Origin of the sequence: uncultured Methanobrevibacter sp., from assembly GCF_902784195.1 — an archaeon.
GTDB lineage: Archaea > Methanobacteriota > Methanobacteria > Methanobacteriales > Methanobacteriaceae > Methanobrevibacter.
Window position 1 is genome coordinate 85,487 of sequence record NZ_CACZTX010000002.1, and the last position, 14,625, is coordinate 100,111.

Sequence of the window (14,625 nt, forward strand, 5' to 3'; positions counted from 1 at the left end):
TATCAACGTTATATTCTAAAATGAGTTTATTCCAAGTTCTTAATGTATTCCAAGACTTCAATTGCATCCAAGTATTTGATGTCCTTTTCCTTCAATATGAAATCGATAAGCTTGGTTTTCTTTTCATCTTCCATTTCCACTTTTGAGAATATGTTCTGATAGGAACGTTTAGGGTAATAGATCTCTTTGGCAATATTGTGGATGTAATCCTTTTCCTCATCAGTGATTATTCCTTCCTCAACTGCCAAGTCCAATTTGTAGTCAACATTTACAAGAGCTTCAGATAATGGAACTTGATTGACGGGGTCAAAACTTAAAGCCACATCATCATCTGAAGTAATCTCTCCAGACCTGTATGCCTTGTAGACATAACCGATTCCAATCATGCCTAAATCATCAAGCTCTGATGCTCTTAAAGCGCCCATACTGCTTCCTCCAACTACAGTTATTCCCTTATCCAATGCCTTCATGATTTCCTTATGGGCAACTGCAGGAGTGTGGTGGAAAGCGCCATCAATGATTCCTATTATGTCTGGCTTTTCAGATATTGCCTTTAGGATGTCCCCTCTTTTTACTGGAGGCCTGTAATCGGCATCAAGTATTGTTTTTGCTTCATCCTCTAAAATGGACAATCCGAGGTAAACTATTATCTTTTTCATCAGACTAACCCTCTTCTTGCTTTTCTATCATATTCCAAAGCACGGTTACCTAATCTTTCCTCATCCAATGAATAAAGCTCTGCTTTTGGAATGATTACCCTTGCAACATTGATTCCGATTTCATTTCTTGTAAGGTCAGTGTATAATACTTGATTGAATCCAACTTTCTGAACCTCTTCAATACTTGTTTCAATGTCCTTTTTGATTGAATTTGAACTTTTGTCTTCAATGTCTGATAAGTTGATGGTTTCCTCTTCCCTTTGGAAGTAATGCTTGTTCATTCTCTTCATGTGTTCATAGCCTGATTTCCTCATGAAGTCTGCTCTTATTGTATCTTCACGGGTTCCATGAATCTGGGTTGCTCTGCTTTGTGCAACTTCAGTAAGCGCTCTAATCACTGCAACTTCAGGGTTCAAGTGGGTCCCAACACCTAAAGTGAGGAGCGCTGGATCTTTCAGTACAGTATCATCAGCGCTTGCAGCTATTGTGGTTATCTTCAAGTCCGCTGTAATGTCCATAAGCTTAATTTCAATTCCTTGGCTATTGAACTTGTCTAAAAGTTCATTGATAATCTCGTTATCAATGCTTTCTTGGCTTATTTCTTTTTTATTTCTTTTGGTAAGTTCAAAAATGCTCCATGCATCCCTTTCAACCACTTCAAAGATTCCATGCAAGACAGATTCCTCTATGATGTTTCCGGATGCAAGACCATTTGTGTTTCCTTTAAAAATAGCTATTGGACTAGGGTTCACGTCCCTTGTTGGAATGTAAGGATGGAAAACTGCATTTGATGGAACATAGACTGTTTCTTCGCTTATGATGTCTTCTGCTTCTATCCATTCTAACCTTGAATTTTCAACATTTTCATTGCTATAATTCTTTGGCAATAGAAGGTCTTTTGGGTCGAGAACATTCTTATCATTTTTAATGTTGTTGTAAGTGTCTACGAATGTTCTTTCTCCATCGATATCCTGCCTTTCTGCAGAATACCTTTCGAATCCTTCCATCATTGCAGATGCCTTTGCCTGCTCTCTGGTAGCGCCCTTTCCAGCATAGACACTTACACTTCCAGACTGTGCAGTTGGACGGATAGCGGAGAATACTGGAATCTTGACTCTATCCAAGTCGGTAATGTCGGTCAATCTGGTTATTCCAGCAGTTCTAAGTTTTTTCTCATTTATCTCAATTGTTTCCCTTGGGTCTCTCACTCTATGAGTTCCCTTAAAGAATTTTATTGGAATATCTTCAAACATGTTTTTTATCCTTAGCTATTTTTAAAATATTTTGAAATTGTTTAAAATTTTAAATTTTATAATATTTATATTATGTAATTGATTATTTATAATAATTGTTATAGGATAATTTCAATCATTCGTTTAATTTTTAAATAATAAGTGATATAAGAAAGTATAGGAGAAAATTAATTATTCAATCGAGGCTTTCAAATGCAAATTAAGGATAATGACATTCATAATTTTCACATAAAAAACATCTTGAAAAAATTGGAAGAGAAAGACTTGGATGCCATGCTTGTGGCTAATTTCAATAATATCTATTACTTGTCAGGATACTTGTCAACAAGCTTTGCATTCATGATAATCAAGGAAAATCCAATTATATTTGTTTCTGGAATGGATATGGAAAATGCAGGAAACACTTCTTCCATTGATATTGTGAAGTATGAGTCCTTTGATAAGATGATTGAATATCTAAAAGAAGAGGGAATCAAGAGTTTAGCCATTGAATCAGACTTGACTGCAAACGTTTATGAAAAGTTCAAGGACTTCAATCTTACAATATCCAATGCAATATCCACTGAAAGGATGATAAAGTCTGATGAGGAAATCGAAAAGATGCTTAAGGCAACGGATATTGCACATGAGTCACTCATTGAATTGGATGTCCGCTCCAAGCAGGAAAAGGGGGCAGAGGAGTGGGAATGTGCATATGAATTAGGCTATCTGATGAGAAAGAACGGAGCAACCGTTGAATCATTTGACACAATATTTGCATCAGGTTCTGTATCCTCATTGCCACATTCAACTCCAAGACAGCATGTTCTTGACACTCCTGTTTTAGTTGATTACGGCTGCAAGTTTGAGGGATATTGCTCTGATACAACAAGAACTTTCATCTACACAGAAAGGCAAGAGGAAATATCTGATATAGTGCTTGAAGCTCATGACAAGGCAATTGATGCAGTTAAGGCAGGAGTAAAGGCCTGTGAAGTGGATAAGGTGGCAAGAGACATCATAAGTGAATATGGATATGGGGATAATTACATTCACAGCACTGGCCATAGCTTAGGTTTGGACATTCATGAAAACCCTTCAGTTTCCCTAAAGGATCATACTGTTTTAGAGAACAATATGATTATAACAATTGAACCTGGAATCTATCTTGAAGGCGAGTTTGGAATAAGGATAGAGGATATGGTCTTAGTTGATAAAAAGGGTAAATTGATTGGTAATTTGCCTCAAATATTATAATTTTTCTTTTTTATTTTCATTTTTTATTTACACACTACTTTTTCAAGATATTTCTTATTTTTTCACCATACCTTTTAATTTTTTAATTTAAGAGGTAAAAAATATATATGCCTTTTAATATAATATTTTAATAGGTGATATGATGGTTAATGTGGGTACCACTAGGATTTATAAAAACAACCAAACTACCATTCCATCTAAAATCAGAAAGCTATTTGACGTTTCTGAAGATACAGTGATGGATTGGGATTTGAATTCTGATAATGTCATAACTATAACTTTTAAAAGCAAAAAGTCTTCAATTCATGATTTGGCAGGATTAGGCAAAAGCAAAGAGACTACTAATGCAGTGGAATTAAAGAGGAGCTTGTATAAATGAAGATTTTCGTAGATTCCTCTTTTTTAATTGCATTAGTGAATGAAAATGACTCATTGCATGAAAAATCGTTGGAATATATTGACTTGATTGAGAAAAATGGCTGCTATATAAGCAATCTAGTCATTAATGAAGTCATAACTGTAATTGGAAATAAGATAGATTTGGAAACTGCCATTTCTGCATTTGATCTCATTAATGACATTTTCCATGTAATAAATGAGTATGAAATCAAGGATTTCAATTCAACCACTATGTTGATATATGAAAAGCATAACACTAAATTGAGTTTCACTGATTGCAGCATAATTGTGGATATGCATTATCACAAAATTGAAAATCTTTTAAGCTTTGACAAGGAATTTAAAAAAGCTGAAGGGATAAATTTAATTTTATAATTTTTTTAATCTAATTTTAATTTTTTAATCTCATTATAATTTTACTAAATCGCTTAATTTTTACTTATTTTTAGTTTTTTTTCATAAAAATATGATAATGATTCTATTTTGAAATTCAAAGGGTTTAAAATCGTTATATTTAAGTATAAATCCTAAAATATCTATTTTTAGGTTTCACCATCTAAAAAAATCAAAGGTTCTAAAGAAATTAAGGAGGTGATGATTTGGAAATGGATCTTAGGACAATTTTATTGTTTATTGAAGTTCTAATAAAATTATTTCTAATCTTTATCCAATAGTTATCTCTGTCTTATAATACCATGAAAAAAGTTAGGTTAGATTTTTCCTTGATGGGCTTTTCCTATTTTTGAATGTTAATGAAAACTTTTAAATATCATTTTTATTATATTATTATTATGGATTTATAGACAGATCCAAAAATTTCTTTAGAACCTGTTGTTATTTGAATTCTTTAGAATTCATTTAACATTCATTGACTTTTTTTACCCAATTTAATTTTCAAATCTAATTTTAATTTTATTAAATCACTTTAATTTTACAACATCATTGTAATTTTACTTATTTTTTATTATATTCTTATTAAAAAGTTTTTTTAAGTCTATAAATAAGTTAAATTTATTAATAACTTATACAAATCTATTATCAATGTTTATTGAAGATTTAATAATCAATTTATCGAATATGATTGAAAATAAAATCAACCAATCTATTTTAATTGCCTTTCAGGAGTACTTGCTTAAGGCAGGAATATTTACACTTGCATCCCAGATTTTAGCAATTATTCTAATGGTTTATATTGCATTCATAATTCTATTTTCATTAGTCTCATTATTGTTATCATTTAATGTTGCAATTGCTTTAATTTTAGCTATTTTCATTCCAACAATTGCATTCATTTTGATCTTATTTTTAAAAATAGAAAAAAGGGCAAGTGAGATAGAAAACTCAATTCCAGACTTCTTAAGGCAATTGTCATCTATGCTGAAGGTTGGCTTAAGTTTGGAAAATGCTTTGGTTGATATGTCTGAGAATGGAAAAGGGCCATTGTATGATGAATTAAGGAGAGTTGTTGTAGAGATAAGGATGGGGAAATCCCTTGACGAATCATTTAACAATATGGCAATGAGATTGAATTCAAAGGACCTTGAGAGAAGCTTTAAGATAATACTCAATGCCCACAAAAGCGGGGGATCTCTATCTGATGTCATTCTTGATGTAAGTGATGACTTAAGAGCTATGCTTATATTGAAAAGGGAACGTAAGGCAAGCGTTATGATGTCAATCATGTTTTTAATCATTGCTTCAACAATAGCCGCTCCCTTTGCACTTGGGATGGTTGGAGTCTATTCCTCTTTCATGATTGAACTTGGGAAAGGTGGTGCAATATGTGAAGTTGCACCGCTCGCTGCAGAAATCTATCTAATCATTCATTCAATTTTAGCTGGCTTTCTAATAGCTTTGATAATGTATGGAGACTTGAAAAAGGGGATTAGGTATTCCATTCCAATAACCTGCTCTGCCTTTGCAGTATTCTATTTAATCAACAACTTTGGGGCGGGATTCTTTGGATTGGTCTAATTGGTGTGAGTGTAATGAAGGAAAAGAATTTGAATATTACAAATGGTTTCATTCAGGATAATAAAGGCCAAGGGGCTGTTGAATTGATATTGATAATTGGAGGAATAATCGTAATAATTCTTCTTGTTGTTTCAATGTATAAATCATATTTGGTTGATTTGGGCAATGAAATTGATTCAAACGAGATTAATACTTTAAACACTTCCTTTAGTGATATTACTTCTAAATTTGAATAGTTATATTTTACCAAAATTTATTATTGAATAAAACAAATAATTTATTAATTGTTTAAAAATTCAGAGTTCAAAAGAAATATTTAAAATAAAAAATAAGTTTAGGAGTCAAAATCATGAAATTCTTAATTAATGGTGAATTTATAGATAAATCAGACCATTATGATGTAATCAATCCATACAATGGTGAAGTTGTGGATACTGTTCCAATTGCATATAGAAGTGATGTGGATAATGCTGTTGAAGCTGCAAATAATGCAAAGAAGGCATTGAATGACTTATCTGCAAAGGAAGTTTCAATAAACCTTCAAAATGCTTGTGAAGAGCTTGAAAAGGAAAGCAGGAACATAGCAAAACTGATTGTTGCTGAAGCTGGAAAGCCATATAAGCAAGCTATTGTAGAGCTTCAAAGATCTGTGGAAACACTTCAATTTGCAGCTGAAGAGGCCAAAAGGATTTATGGGGAATCTGTGCCTATTGATGCTACAGGGCCAACTGAAGCAAGATTCCTTGCCTTTACAAAGAAAGTTCCACTTGGTGTTGTTGGAGCAATCACTCCATTCAATTATCCAGTGAATTTGGCACTTCATAAGATAGCTCCAGCTATTGCAGCTAAAAACACTGTTGTCATGAAACCGTCTATGGAAGCACCTCTTTCCGCTTTAAGATTGGCTGAAATAATCAATAATCATTTCCCAAATGGTGTGATTAATTCTGTAACAGGTTATGGAAGTGAAGTTGGAGATGCAATGGTGGTTTCAACTGGAGTAGACAAGATATCATTTACAGGAAGTGTAGCAACAGGATTGTTCATCTCCTCAAGAGCAGGAATGAAGAAATTGACAATGGAGCTTGGTGGAAACGATCCTTTAGTCATACTAGAAGATGCAGACATTGAAAAGGCAGTAAGTGCAGCGGTATCAGGTGCATTCCTATTCTCTGGTCAAGTCTGCATTGGTGTAAAGAGATTGATTCTTGACAATAGGATTGCAGATGAATTCATAGACATGTTTGTAAAGGAGGCAAGCAAGTTAAAAATGGGTAATCCTATGGATGAATCAATTGATATAGGTCCTGTAATCAATGAAAGCTCCGCCCTTAATATTGAAACCTCTGTCAATAGGGCAATTGAGGATGGTGCAGAACTCTTGCTTGGTGGAAACAGAAAAGAGTGCTTCTATGAACCAACCATTTTAGACAATGTAACTATGGATATGGATATTGTAGCGAATGAGACCTTTGGTCCAATTGCACCTATAATCAGAGTGGATGGCCTTGATGAAGCAATCAAAGAGGCAAATAATACCCAATATGGCCTTCAGGCAGGAGTCTTTACAGAAAGTATCCATAGTGCCTTAAGATGTGCAAATGAAATTGATGCAGGTTCAGTTTTTATCAATAAGGAATCCACATTCAGAACCGATGCAATGCCATTTGGAGGATTCAAGTCAAGCGGTATGGGCAAGGAAGGAATCAAGTATGCAGTTGAGGATATGTGCAAGACCAAATTGATTGCATTCAATTGCAGATAATTTCCAATATTTTGATAAAGTATTAATTTAAAGAGGAATAAATTATTATTCAAGAAAAAATTAAAGTTTAAATTAATTTTTAAAATTTTTATGATTATCAAGTGATATTATGTGGGATACTGCTAAAGATTATAGAATTTTAATAGCTATGCATGCTCGTGAATTATTCCTAAGAACTGTTCAAACAGGAAGTTTTAGAGGAAATTGGAATAAGAAAGGAGCTATTGAAGAAACCAAAAGGATGGAGCCGGACTTAAAGTCATTGCTTTACTGCTATCTTGAAGGAGATACATTGGCTAATTGTGAAGATGTTGATAAGCTTGAAGAAAAGGCTCATAGAATCATTGATTTCCTTGGTGGTGAAGATTGGGCTCATAAGTTTATGAATGGAGCTCAAAAGGATGAAAGGGAAAAGACTGAGGAAAACATTGCTAAGGTCAGATTCTTCCTAGACACCATTTTAGGTCTTAGAAACAGATTCAAATTTGGACCAATTGATGATCCAATCATTGGAATTGATGTAAAGGTTGGTGAAATCATGAGTGTCAGCAAGCACCCTAATGCTGATTCCCTAATGATCTGTAATGTAAATCTTGGAAAAAGAGCTTTGAAAGTTGTTACCAATGACTTGAATGTAAAGGAAGGTAATAGAGTAGGCGTTTCATTGCTTCCTCCTGCTACATTTATGGAAATTGTTTCTGAAGGAATGTTTTTAGGAATGAATGGCAGCATCTTAAAGGATGTTCAAGGGGAATTGGGCCAAATGCCTAATGGAATACCTATGGAATCATTGAATGAAACCAAAAACATGATTACAAACTTTTTAGACAGTTAATAAAACGTTTAGACAAACTTTTAGACAAACTTTTAGACAAACTTTTAGACAAACTTTTAGAAAAAGTTTGATCAAAATTTTTTCACTTTTTTATTTTATTTTATTTTTTCATTTTTTCTTTTTTTCAGCAGTTTTTTCAATGATTTTTATCCATATCTTTTAATTTTTTTTATTAATATTTTCTTAAATTTTTTTCATTGGCCTAACGAAATTACTTAATGATATTAACATGACATTAACATTTTTTTGAAATTTCATGAAATTTTCAATGATATTATCATGATATTATCATTTTTTGGAAAATTTTGAATTTTTTCTCTAAAATTTTACTTATTTTTTCGTTTTAATATTGAAATTTTTCTATTTTTTAATTTTTAGATAATTTTTATTATTATTTTTAATTTTTATTTCAATTTTAGCAATTTTTTTAAATTTTAATACTTATTTTTGACTTAAAAAACATAAAGTATTTATATAAGCAAATAGACATATATTATATAATAGGCTTATTTGATGTTTAATTGTTAAATTTCATATGAATTTCTTAATAAAATCTAAAATTAAAAAATTCATATCTTTAATTATTAATTCATTATCCATAGGCTAAAATTTTTAAAAATTAAAGGATTTTGCAATGTTTTAAGTGCATTGACAACAAACATTTTTATTTGATTTATTGAGTTATAATGGTGAAAAAAATGGTAGAAGTTTCAACTCTTTACGATTTGGATATATATACATTAGCAGGACAGTATGTAGGTCAAGTACATGACGTAGTTTTAAATATCAGATACGGAACTATCTCTAGACTTCAAGTAAAAGCTTTAGAACCTGAAAGAAAAAGTGCAGGGTTCAGAGATATCTTTAGAGGCGGATTCCAGTTCGTACCTGAAGAAGAAGTAGGCAGAACCTTCCAAGAAGGCTTACTTAACATTGAGTTTGACAGAGTAACTGCTATTGGCGACATTATGTTAATTGATCCTCAAGACTTAAAAAGACCAAAACCTCCAGTAGTTGGAGAAGAAATGTCTATTCGCCCAAGACCAGAGCCTGTTAGAGCAGCTCCGGCAGAAGCTCCTGTAGAAGTTCCTATACCAAAAGCACAATAGTTCTTTAACTAAATATGTTTTTAATCTTTGAGATTTTTACCATATCCTTTGATTATTAGCCTATTTTTTCTAAATGTAGTTTCAGATTAATTAACATATTTATTTAATTTTCTCTTTTTTTATTTTATTTTTCATGAAGTGAATTTCATCATTTTTTTCTGTTATTATCAATGTTATTAACAATTTATAATAAATGGTTTAAATTTTTCTAGTTTTTATTATAGATCAAAATAACACTTAACTATATTCAATAAGATAAGTTTTTTATTTAATAAAAATTAATTATTATTAAGGAAAAATTAATTATTGTTAGGAGAATTTACATGGATTAATATTTGCTTAATTCAAGAATGATTAATTCAAAAAAATTTTAAATTAATTTTCATTATTTGAGGTGAACTGATGATAGTAGGTATTGTAGGATGTGGAGCTATAGCTAACACTATAGTGAATGAATTCATATCCGATAGTGGAATACAAATAAAATATTTCTATGACACAGACATAGAAAGGGCTGAAAATCTTGCACAGATTGCAAATGGTGTTGCTGTTTTAAGATTAGAGGATATGCTAGATGATGTGGATTTGATTTTGGAATCCGCTTCTCCAATTGCTTTAAAGGTCATTGCATTGGACATCCTAGAAAGAGGCATTGATCTTATGGTTATGAGTGTTGGTGCTTTGATGGATAAGGAATTCAGAAACAAGGTTAGAAAAACCGCTGAAGAACATAATGCGAAAGTATATGCTCCTTCTGGTGCTATTGTCGGTTTGGATGGTATTAAGGCAGCATCCATTGGTAAGATTTCAGAAGCTTCATTGACTACAAGGAAAGCACCTAAATCATTAGGAAGGGAAGTTGAAGAGGAAGAAATCCTATTTGAAGGAAAAGCTTCAGAAGCTGTTGAGAAATTCCCAGTAAATATCAATGTTGCGGCATCCTTAAGTATTGCTTGCAATATGGATATTGATGTAAAGATAATAGTGGATCCAAAAGTGGATAGGAACGTTCATGAGGTTGTAGTTAAAGGTGACTTCGGTGAATTCAGAACAAGTTCTGAAAACTATCCATTCGCTGCAAATCCAAAAACAAGCATGTTAGCTGCATTTTCAGCTATTAAACTCTTAAAGAGTTTTGGTGAATGTTTCTCAGTAGGAACATAATTTAAATTTAATATATTTTTAATTAAAATCAATTTAATTTTTCAAATATGTATTTTGCATAATTGAATTAACTAGAATTTAGGTGATTAGATGAAGGATTATGAGATTTATTCAACTATGAAGGTTCCAAAGAACTCAAATATCATCATACGTTTAGATGGGCGCAAGTTTCATAGTTTATCTAAGGCATTAAATCTTGTAAAGCCTTATGATGAGAATTTCTATAAGATAATAGAAAATGTTTGCCTCGATATTTTCAATCAGTTTGCACCTAAATTCATTTATGCATTTTCAGATGAAATCAGCATACTTCTGGATGAGATTCCATTTTCAGGCAGGGTTGAGAAGATCAATTCAGTATTCGCTTCACTGGCTTCAAGTTCCTTTACATATAATCTATTAAACGATTATTCTAATGAATTTGATTTAGACAACTTATCAGATAATGAAAGGAATATTATATTTCCTATATCCTTTGATTCAAGAATCATTCCAATCGATGATGCATCTATATCTGACTACTTCAAATGGAGACAAGATGAATGTTGGAGAAATTGCATCAATGGATATGGCATCTGGGCACTGAAAAAGGAATATGATAAGGAAGAAGCTAATGAAAAGATAAAGGGATTGAAATCAAATGAAATCCATGACATGCTATTTGAGAAAGGAATTAATCTCAATGATGTAGACACTTGGAAAAAGAGAGGAATCGGTGTTTATAAGAAATCATGGGAAATAGAAGGATTCAATCCGAAAAAACAGGAAAAAACAGTATCTACAAGGTCTGAAGTTTTTGCTGATTATGAATTGGACATTTTTAGTAAGGAATTTTTTGATAATTTGAGATAATTTTCTTAAAATGAATTTTTAAAATTAAAATTATTTTTTTTATTAATCTTTTATAATATGTTTAAACTTGGCTAAGAGGTGAAATTATGGGATTTGAAGATTTGGTATCTAAAATGAATGAAAGGAATCAATTCAGGAAGGTCTGTGTAGACCAAGGTGTGATTGATTCTGTAGTGTTCTATTCTAAAAAATCATATCCCAATGAATTTTTAGCCATGCTAGACGGACACGTTAAGGATAATGTTTTATATATCACTGGTTTATTGTTCTTGCCAGGTGAAAGGTCTCATACAAGCGCAAGCTTTAATGATTGGATGATTCCACCTAATCAGAAAAAATGGGGTTCTGTACATTCACATCCCGGCAACAATGCAAATCCGTCACATGCAGATTTAATGACATTTTCAAAGCATGGTCCATTTCACATGATTGTATGTGAACCATACAGTTTAGAGACTATGAAAGCATATAACGCTTATGGAGAGCCAGTTGCCTTTGAAGTTGGTAACTTTCCAGATGAGAATAAGGATTTGATGCTTGAGGATTTAAAGCAAATCAAGGAAGAGATTGATGAAATGGATGGGGAAGAACTTAGTCCATCATTCTTTGATTTGGATAAGGATTTGTCCTACTTTGATGATGATAAGGAAAAGACCAATAAGTATTCCCATGAATTTGATGAAAGCTATAACCCATATAACATTTCAGATGAGGATTTGGGATCTATTGACTTGAATCCGACTGTTGTTGAAATAGGTGGAGAGAGAATCAATGGTCAAAGTCCTAAATTAGGTCTTGTCATTGAATTTAGAGATGGAAAGCCTATTTTAAAAGGAGTTTCAAATAAATTCCTCGAAGAGGATGATGAGTAATTACAAGTAAAAAAAGATTTTTTAATCTAAACTATTATAATCTTCACTATTTTAAATTTTTATAAAAAGAAAATAAGATTTAATTGCTATTTTTAAAATTATGAATAAATAAAGAAAAAAGAAAAAAAGATTAGAATTCAATGAATTCTAATTAAACTATTTTTATAATATTTGCTTAAAGAATTAAGCTGGTTGCGTCATAAACGTTTTCTAATTGTTTAATCTCTTCAACAGATTCTTTAGTAGCAGGTTCATCTAATGTGAGAATCATGATTGCTTCTCCACCAGAAGAGTCTCTTCCAACTTGCATGATACCGATGTTGATGTTCTGTTCACCAAATTTAGTACCGATTGCACCGATACTTCCAGGAATGTCTTTGTATTTTGCAATGAACATGTTTCCTTCAGGTTTTACATCTACCCAGTAGCCGTTGACCTTAATGATCTTAGGTTCGTGCAAGTATGTACCGTCTGCAGACATTTGACCTGCTTTGGTTTTTGCAGTAACCTTAATCATGGTTTCGTAACCTTCGCTGTCATCGCTTACAGCTTCAGTGATGCTGATTCCTCTTGCTTTTGCAACAGCGGTTGCGTTTACAGCATTTACTGCAGTTTCAGTGATTGGGTTTAAGATACCTTGCAAGATGGTTCTTGTGAACAATTCCCTATTTGGAAGTTTAGCGATTTCACCTTTGTAAGTTATTTCCAATTTCTTGATAGGGCTGCTTGCAGATTGTGAAATGAAACTTCCTAATTTTTCACAAAGCTCTAAGTAATTGTTGGTTTCTTCAAATTCTGCATTGTTCATACGAGGCATGTTGATTACGTTTTTAGGCATGTCTCCTTTGAATAAGGTAATTACTTCATTTGCTACGATGATAGCTGCATCCCTTTGAGCCTCTTTAGTGGATGCTGCAATGTGAGGAGTACATACGATATTATCTAATTCGAATAATTTGTTTTCTTTTGCAGGTTCCTCTTCATATACGTCAAGACCTGCACCGAGGATTTCTCCATTTGCCAATGCATCATATAATGCATCCTCGTCAATGATTCCGCCACGTGCACAGTTGAAGATAAGTGCAGTGTCTTTCATCATCTTGAATTGTTCAGTTGAAATTGAGTGTTCAGTTTCAGGAGTGAGTGGAACGTGAATGGTAATCACATCTGCTCTGGTCAATACGTCTTCAATGTTTTCGTATAATTCCACACCCATGTTTTTAGCCACTTCAGGTGGTAAATATGGGTCGTATGCAATTGCATCCATTTCAAATGCCTTACATCTGTTTACAACTTGGGATCCGATTCTTCCCATACCTATTACACCAAGGGTCTTGTTTCTAAGTTCCATACCCATAAATGCCTTTTTCTCCCATTTTCCTGCTTTGGTTGACTTGTCAGCAATAGCTATTTTACGGATAGTGCTTAAGATGAGTCCCATTGTGTGTTCTGCTACAGTGATTGAAGTAGATTCAGGTGCATTAACTACCATAATACCTTTTTGGGTAGCTGCATTTACGTCAACGTTGTCTACACCTACACCTGCTCTTGCAATGATTTTAAGATTGTCTGCCTTTTCAATGACTTCAGCAGGCAATTTGGTTCTGCTTCTTATGAGAATTGCATCATATTCCCCAATGGTTTCAAGTAACTCTTCAGGGGTAATGCTAGTATCCACTACAACTTCACAAACTTCTTTTAAGTTTTCAATACCTTTTTCATTTATTGCATCTGCGACTAATGCTTTCATTATTTCACCGTTTTTTATTTGAAATAAATTATGTAATTTTAATATATTGATTGAGATTAAAATTAATGATAATTATAAAGGTACTTCGTATATAGTAAATCTAGTTTTTGGATAATTTATTTTATAGGAATTCATACGAAGTACCTTATAATATATTATGTATTGTTTACATAATATTTAAAATATTTGTTGAATAATGAATATTTTTTAAAATAAACTTTATATACTTTATAGCCCTATATAAAACTAATTAACTTATGTTAATTTAAAATTCACTAGAAAAATAATGTGAGGTATTAAAATGGTAAGTATTGAAGAATTTCCAATTGCAAGTTCAGATCATATTCCGGGATACAAGATTGTAGAAGAAAAAGGATTCGTATACGGTTTGACTGTACGTGCACGTGGTATTGGTGGAGACATTGGTGCAGGATTAAAAGGATTGCTCGGTGGAGAAATCAAGCAATACGTTTCAATGATGGAAGAATCCAGAGATGAATCAATTAAACGTTGCATTGATCATGCTAAGGAATTAGGTGCAAATGCAATCATTACCATGAGAATGGATTCAGACAGCATTTCCCAAAACATGCAAGAAGTTTTAGCATACGGTACTGCTGTTGTAATTGAAAAAGAGGATTAATTCTCTTTTCATCTTTTTTATTTTTTATAATTCTTTAACTATTTTTCATAGTCTCTTAAACTTTTTTTCAAATCATTAAATTTATATGTAATCATTTCAAAATATATAACTACC

General features: G+C 32.3%; 15 protein-coding genes. 12 read left to right on the forward strand and 3 right to left on the reverse strand.

Annotated elements, in window-relative coordinates; all coding sequences use genetic code 11:
• Nucleotides 1–26: 26 nt before the first annotated feature.
• Nucleotides 27–659 carry a TfuA-related McrA-glycine thioamidation protein gene (locus QZU90_RS02690; protein ID WP_296855400.1) on the reverse strand — a complete coding sequence of 211 codons (633 nt, stop codon included), beginning with the start codon at nt 657–659 and terminating at the stop codon, nt 27–29.
• The gene (locus QZU90_RS02695) at nt 659–1,912 is read right to left on the reverse strand and encodes a YcaO-related McrA-glycine thioamidation protein (RefSeq protein WP_295608335.1); all 1,254 of its coding nucleotides are present in this window, start codon (nt 1,910–1,912) and stop codon (nt 659–661) included. Before QZU90_RS02695 ends, QZU90_RS02690 begins: the two co-directional genes overlap by 1 nt.
• Before the next feature lie 192 nt (nt 1,913–2,104).
• Between QZU90_RS02695 and QZU90_RS02700 the strand changes: the two genes are divergently transcribed.
• The 11 genes from QZU90_RS02700 to QZU90_RS02750 all read left to right on the forward strand — a co-directional run bounded on the left by QZU90_RS02700 (nt 2,105) and on the right by QZU90_RS02750 (nt 12,118).
• Nucleotides 2,105–3,148 (forward strand): Xaa-Pro peptidase family protein, encoded by a 1,044-nt coding sequence (locus tag QZU90_RS02700; protein WP_296855402.1) that lies wholly within the window; start codon nt 2,105–2,107, stop codon nt 3,146–3,148.
• 142 nt (nt 3,149–3,290) lie between these two features.
• The gene (locus tag QZU90_RS02705; protein WP_295608331.1) at nt 3,291–3,527 is read left to right on the forward strand and encodes a hypothetical protein; all 237 of its coding nucleotides are present in this window, start codon (nt 3,291–3,293) and stop codon (nt 3,525–3,527) included.
• The gene (locus QZU90_RS02710) at nt 3,524–3,922 is read left to right on the forward strand and encodes a type II toxin-antitoxin system VapC family toxin (protein WP_295608330.1); all 399 of its coding nucleotides are present in this window, start codon (nt 3,524–3,526) and stop codon (nt 3,920–3,922) included. Before QZU90_RS02705 ends, QZU90_RS02710 begins: the two co-directional genes overlap by 4 nt.
• A 702-nt stretch (nt 3,923–4,624) precedes the next feature.
• Nucleotides 4,625–5,521 (forward strand): type II secretion system F family protein, encoded by an 897-nt coding sequence (locus QZU90_RS02715; RefSeq protein WP_295608328.1) that lies wholly within the window; start codon nt 4,625–4,627, stop codon nt 5,519–5,521.
• A gap of 14 nt (nt 5,522–5,535) precedes the next feature.
• Nucleotides 5,536–5,757, forward strand: coding sequence for a class III signal peptide-containing protein (locus tag QZU90_RS02720; RefSeq protein WP_296855404.1), 222 nt, complete (start codon nt 5,536–5,538; stop codon nt 5,755–5,757).
• A 113-nt stretch (nt 5,758–5,870) separates the two neighbouring features.
• A complete protein-coding gene (locus QZU90_RS02725) occupies nt 5,871–7,286 on the forward strand; it encodes a lactaldehyde dehydrogenase (RefSeq protein WP_295608323.1) in 1,416 nt (471 codons plus the stop codon).
• Between the two features lie 109 nt (nt 7,287–7,395).
• Complete coding sequence (locus tag QZU90_RS02730; RefSeq protein ID WP_295608321.1) at nt 7,396–8,121, forward strand: tRNA-binding protein; 726 nt, start codon at nt 7,396–7,398, stop codon at nt 8,119–8,121.
• 698 nt (nt 8,122–8,819) lie between these two features.
• A complete protein-coding gene (locus QZU90_RS02735; RefSeq protein ID WP_295608319.1) occupies nt 8,820–9,230 on the forward strand; it encodes a PRC-barrel domain-containing protein in 411 nt (136 codons plus the stop codon).
• Between the two features lie 402 nt (nt 9,231–9,632).
• On the forward strand, nt 9,633–10,394 hold the full coding sequence (locus tag QZU90_RS02740; protein WP_295608317.1) for an aspartate dehydrogenase: 762 nt from the start codon (nt 9,633–9,635) through the stop codon (nt 10,392–10,394).
• A 90-nt stretch (nt 10,395–10,484) separates the two neighbouring features.
• Entirely contained in the window at nt 10,485–11,246 is a 762-nt protein-coding gene (locus QZU90_RS02745) for a tRNA(His) guanylyltransferase Thg1 family protein (protein WP_296855407.1), read from the forward strand.
• Nucleotides 11,247–11,332: 86 nt separating this feature from the next.
• Nucleotides 11,333–12,118 carry a Mov34/MPN/PAD-1 family protein gene (locus tag QZU90_RS02750; protein WP_295608313.1) on the forward strand — a complete coding sequence of 262 codons (786 nt, stop codon included), beginning with the start codon at nt 11,333–11,335 and terminating at the stop codon, nt 12,116–12,118.
• A 175-nt stretch (nt 12,119–12,293) separates the two neighbouring features.
• Here the strand turns inward: QZU90_RS02750 and serA are convergent, their stop codons facing one another.
• A complete protein-coding gene (gene serA / locus QZU90_RS02755) occupies nt 12,294–13,868 on the reverse strand; it encodes a phosphoglycerate dehydrogenase (RefSeq protein WP_295608347.1) in 1,575 nt (524 codons plus the stop codon).
• Nucleotides 13,869–14,169: 301 nt separating this feature from the next.
• Between serA and QZU90_RS02760 the strand changes: the two genes are divergently transcribed.
• Nucleotides 14,170–14,511, forward strand: coding sequence for a heavy metal-binding domain-containing protein (locus QZU90_RS02760; protein ID WP_296855409.1), 342 nt, complete (start codon nt 14,170–14,172; stop codon nt 14,509–14,511).
• Nucleotides 14,512–14,625: the final 114 nt, after the last annotated feature.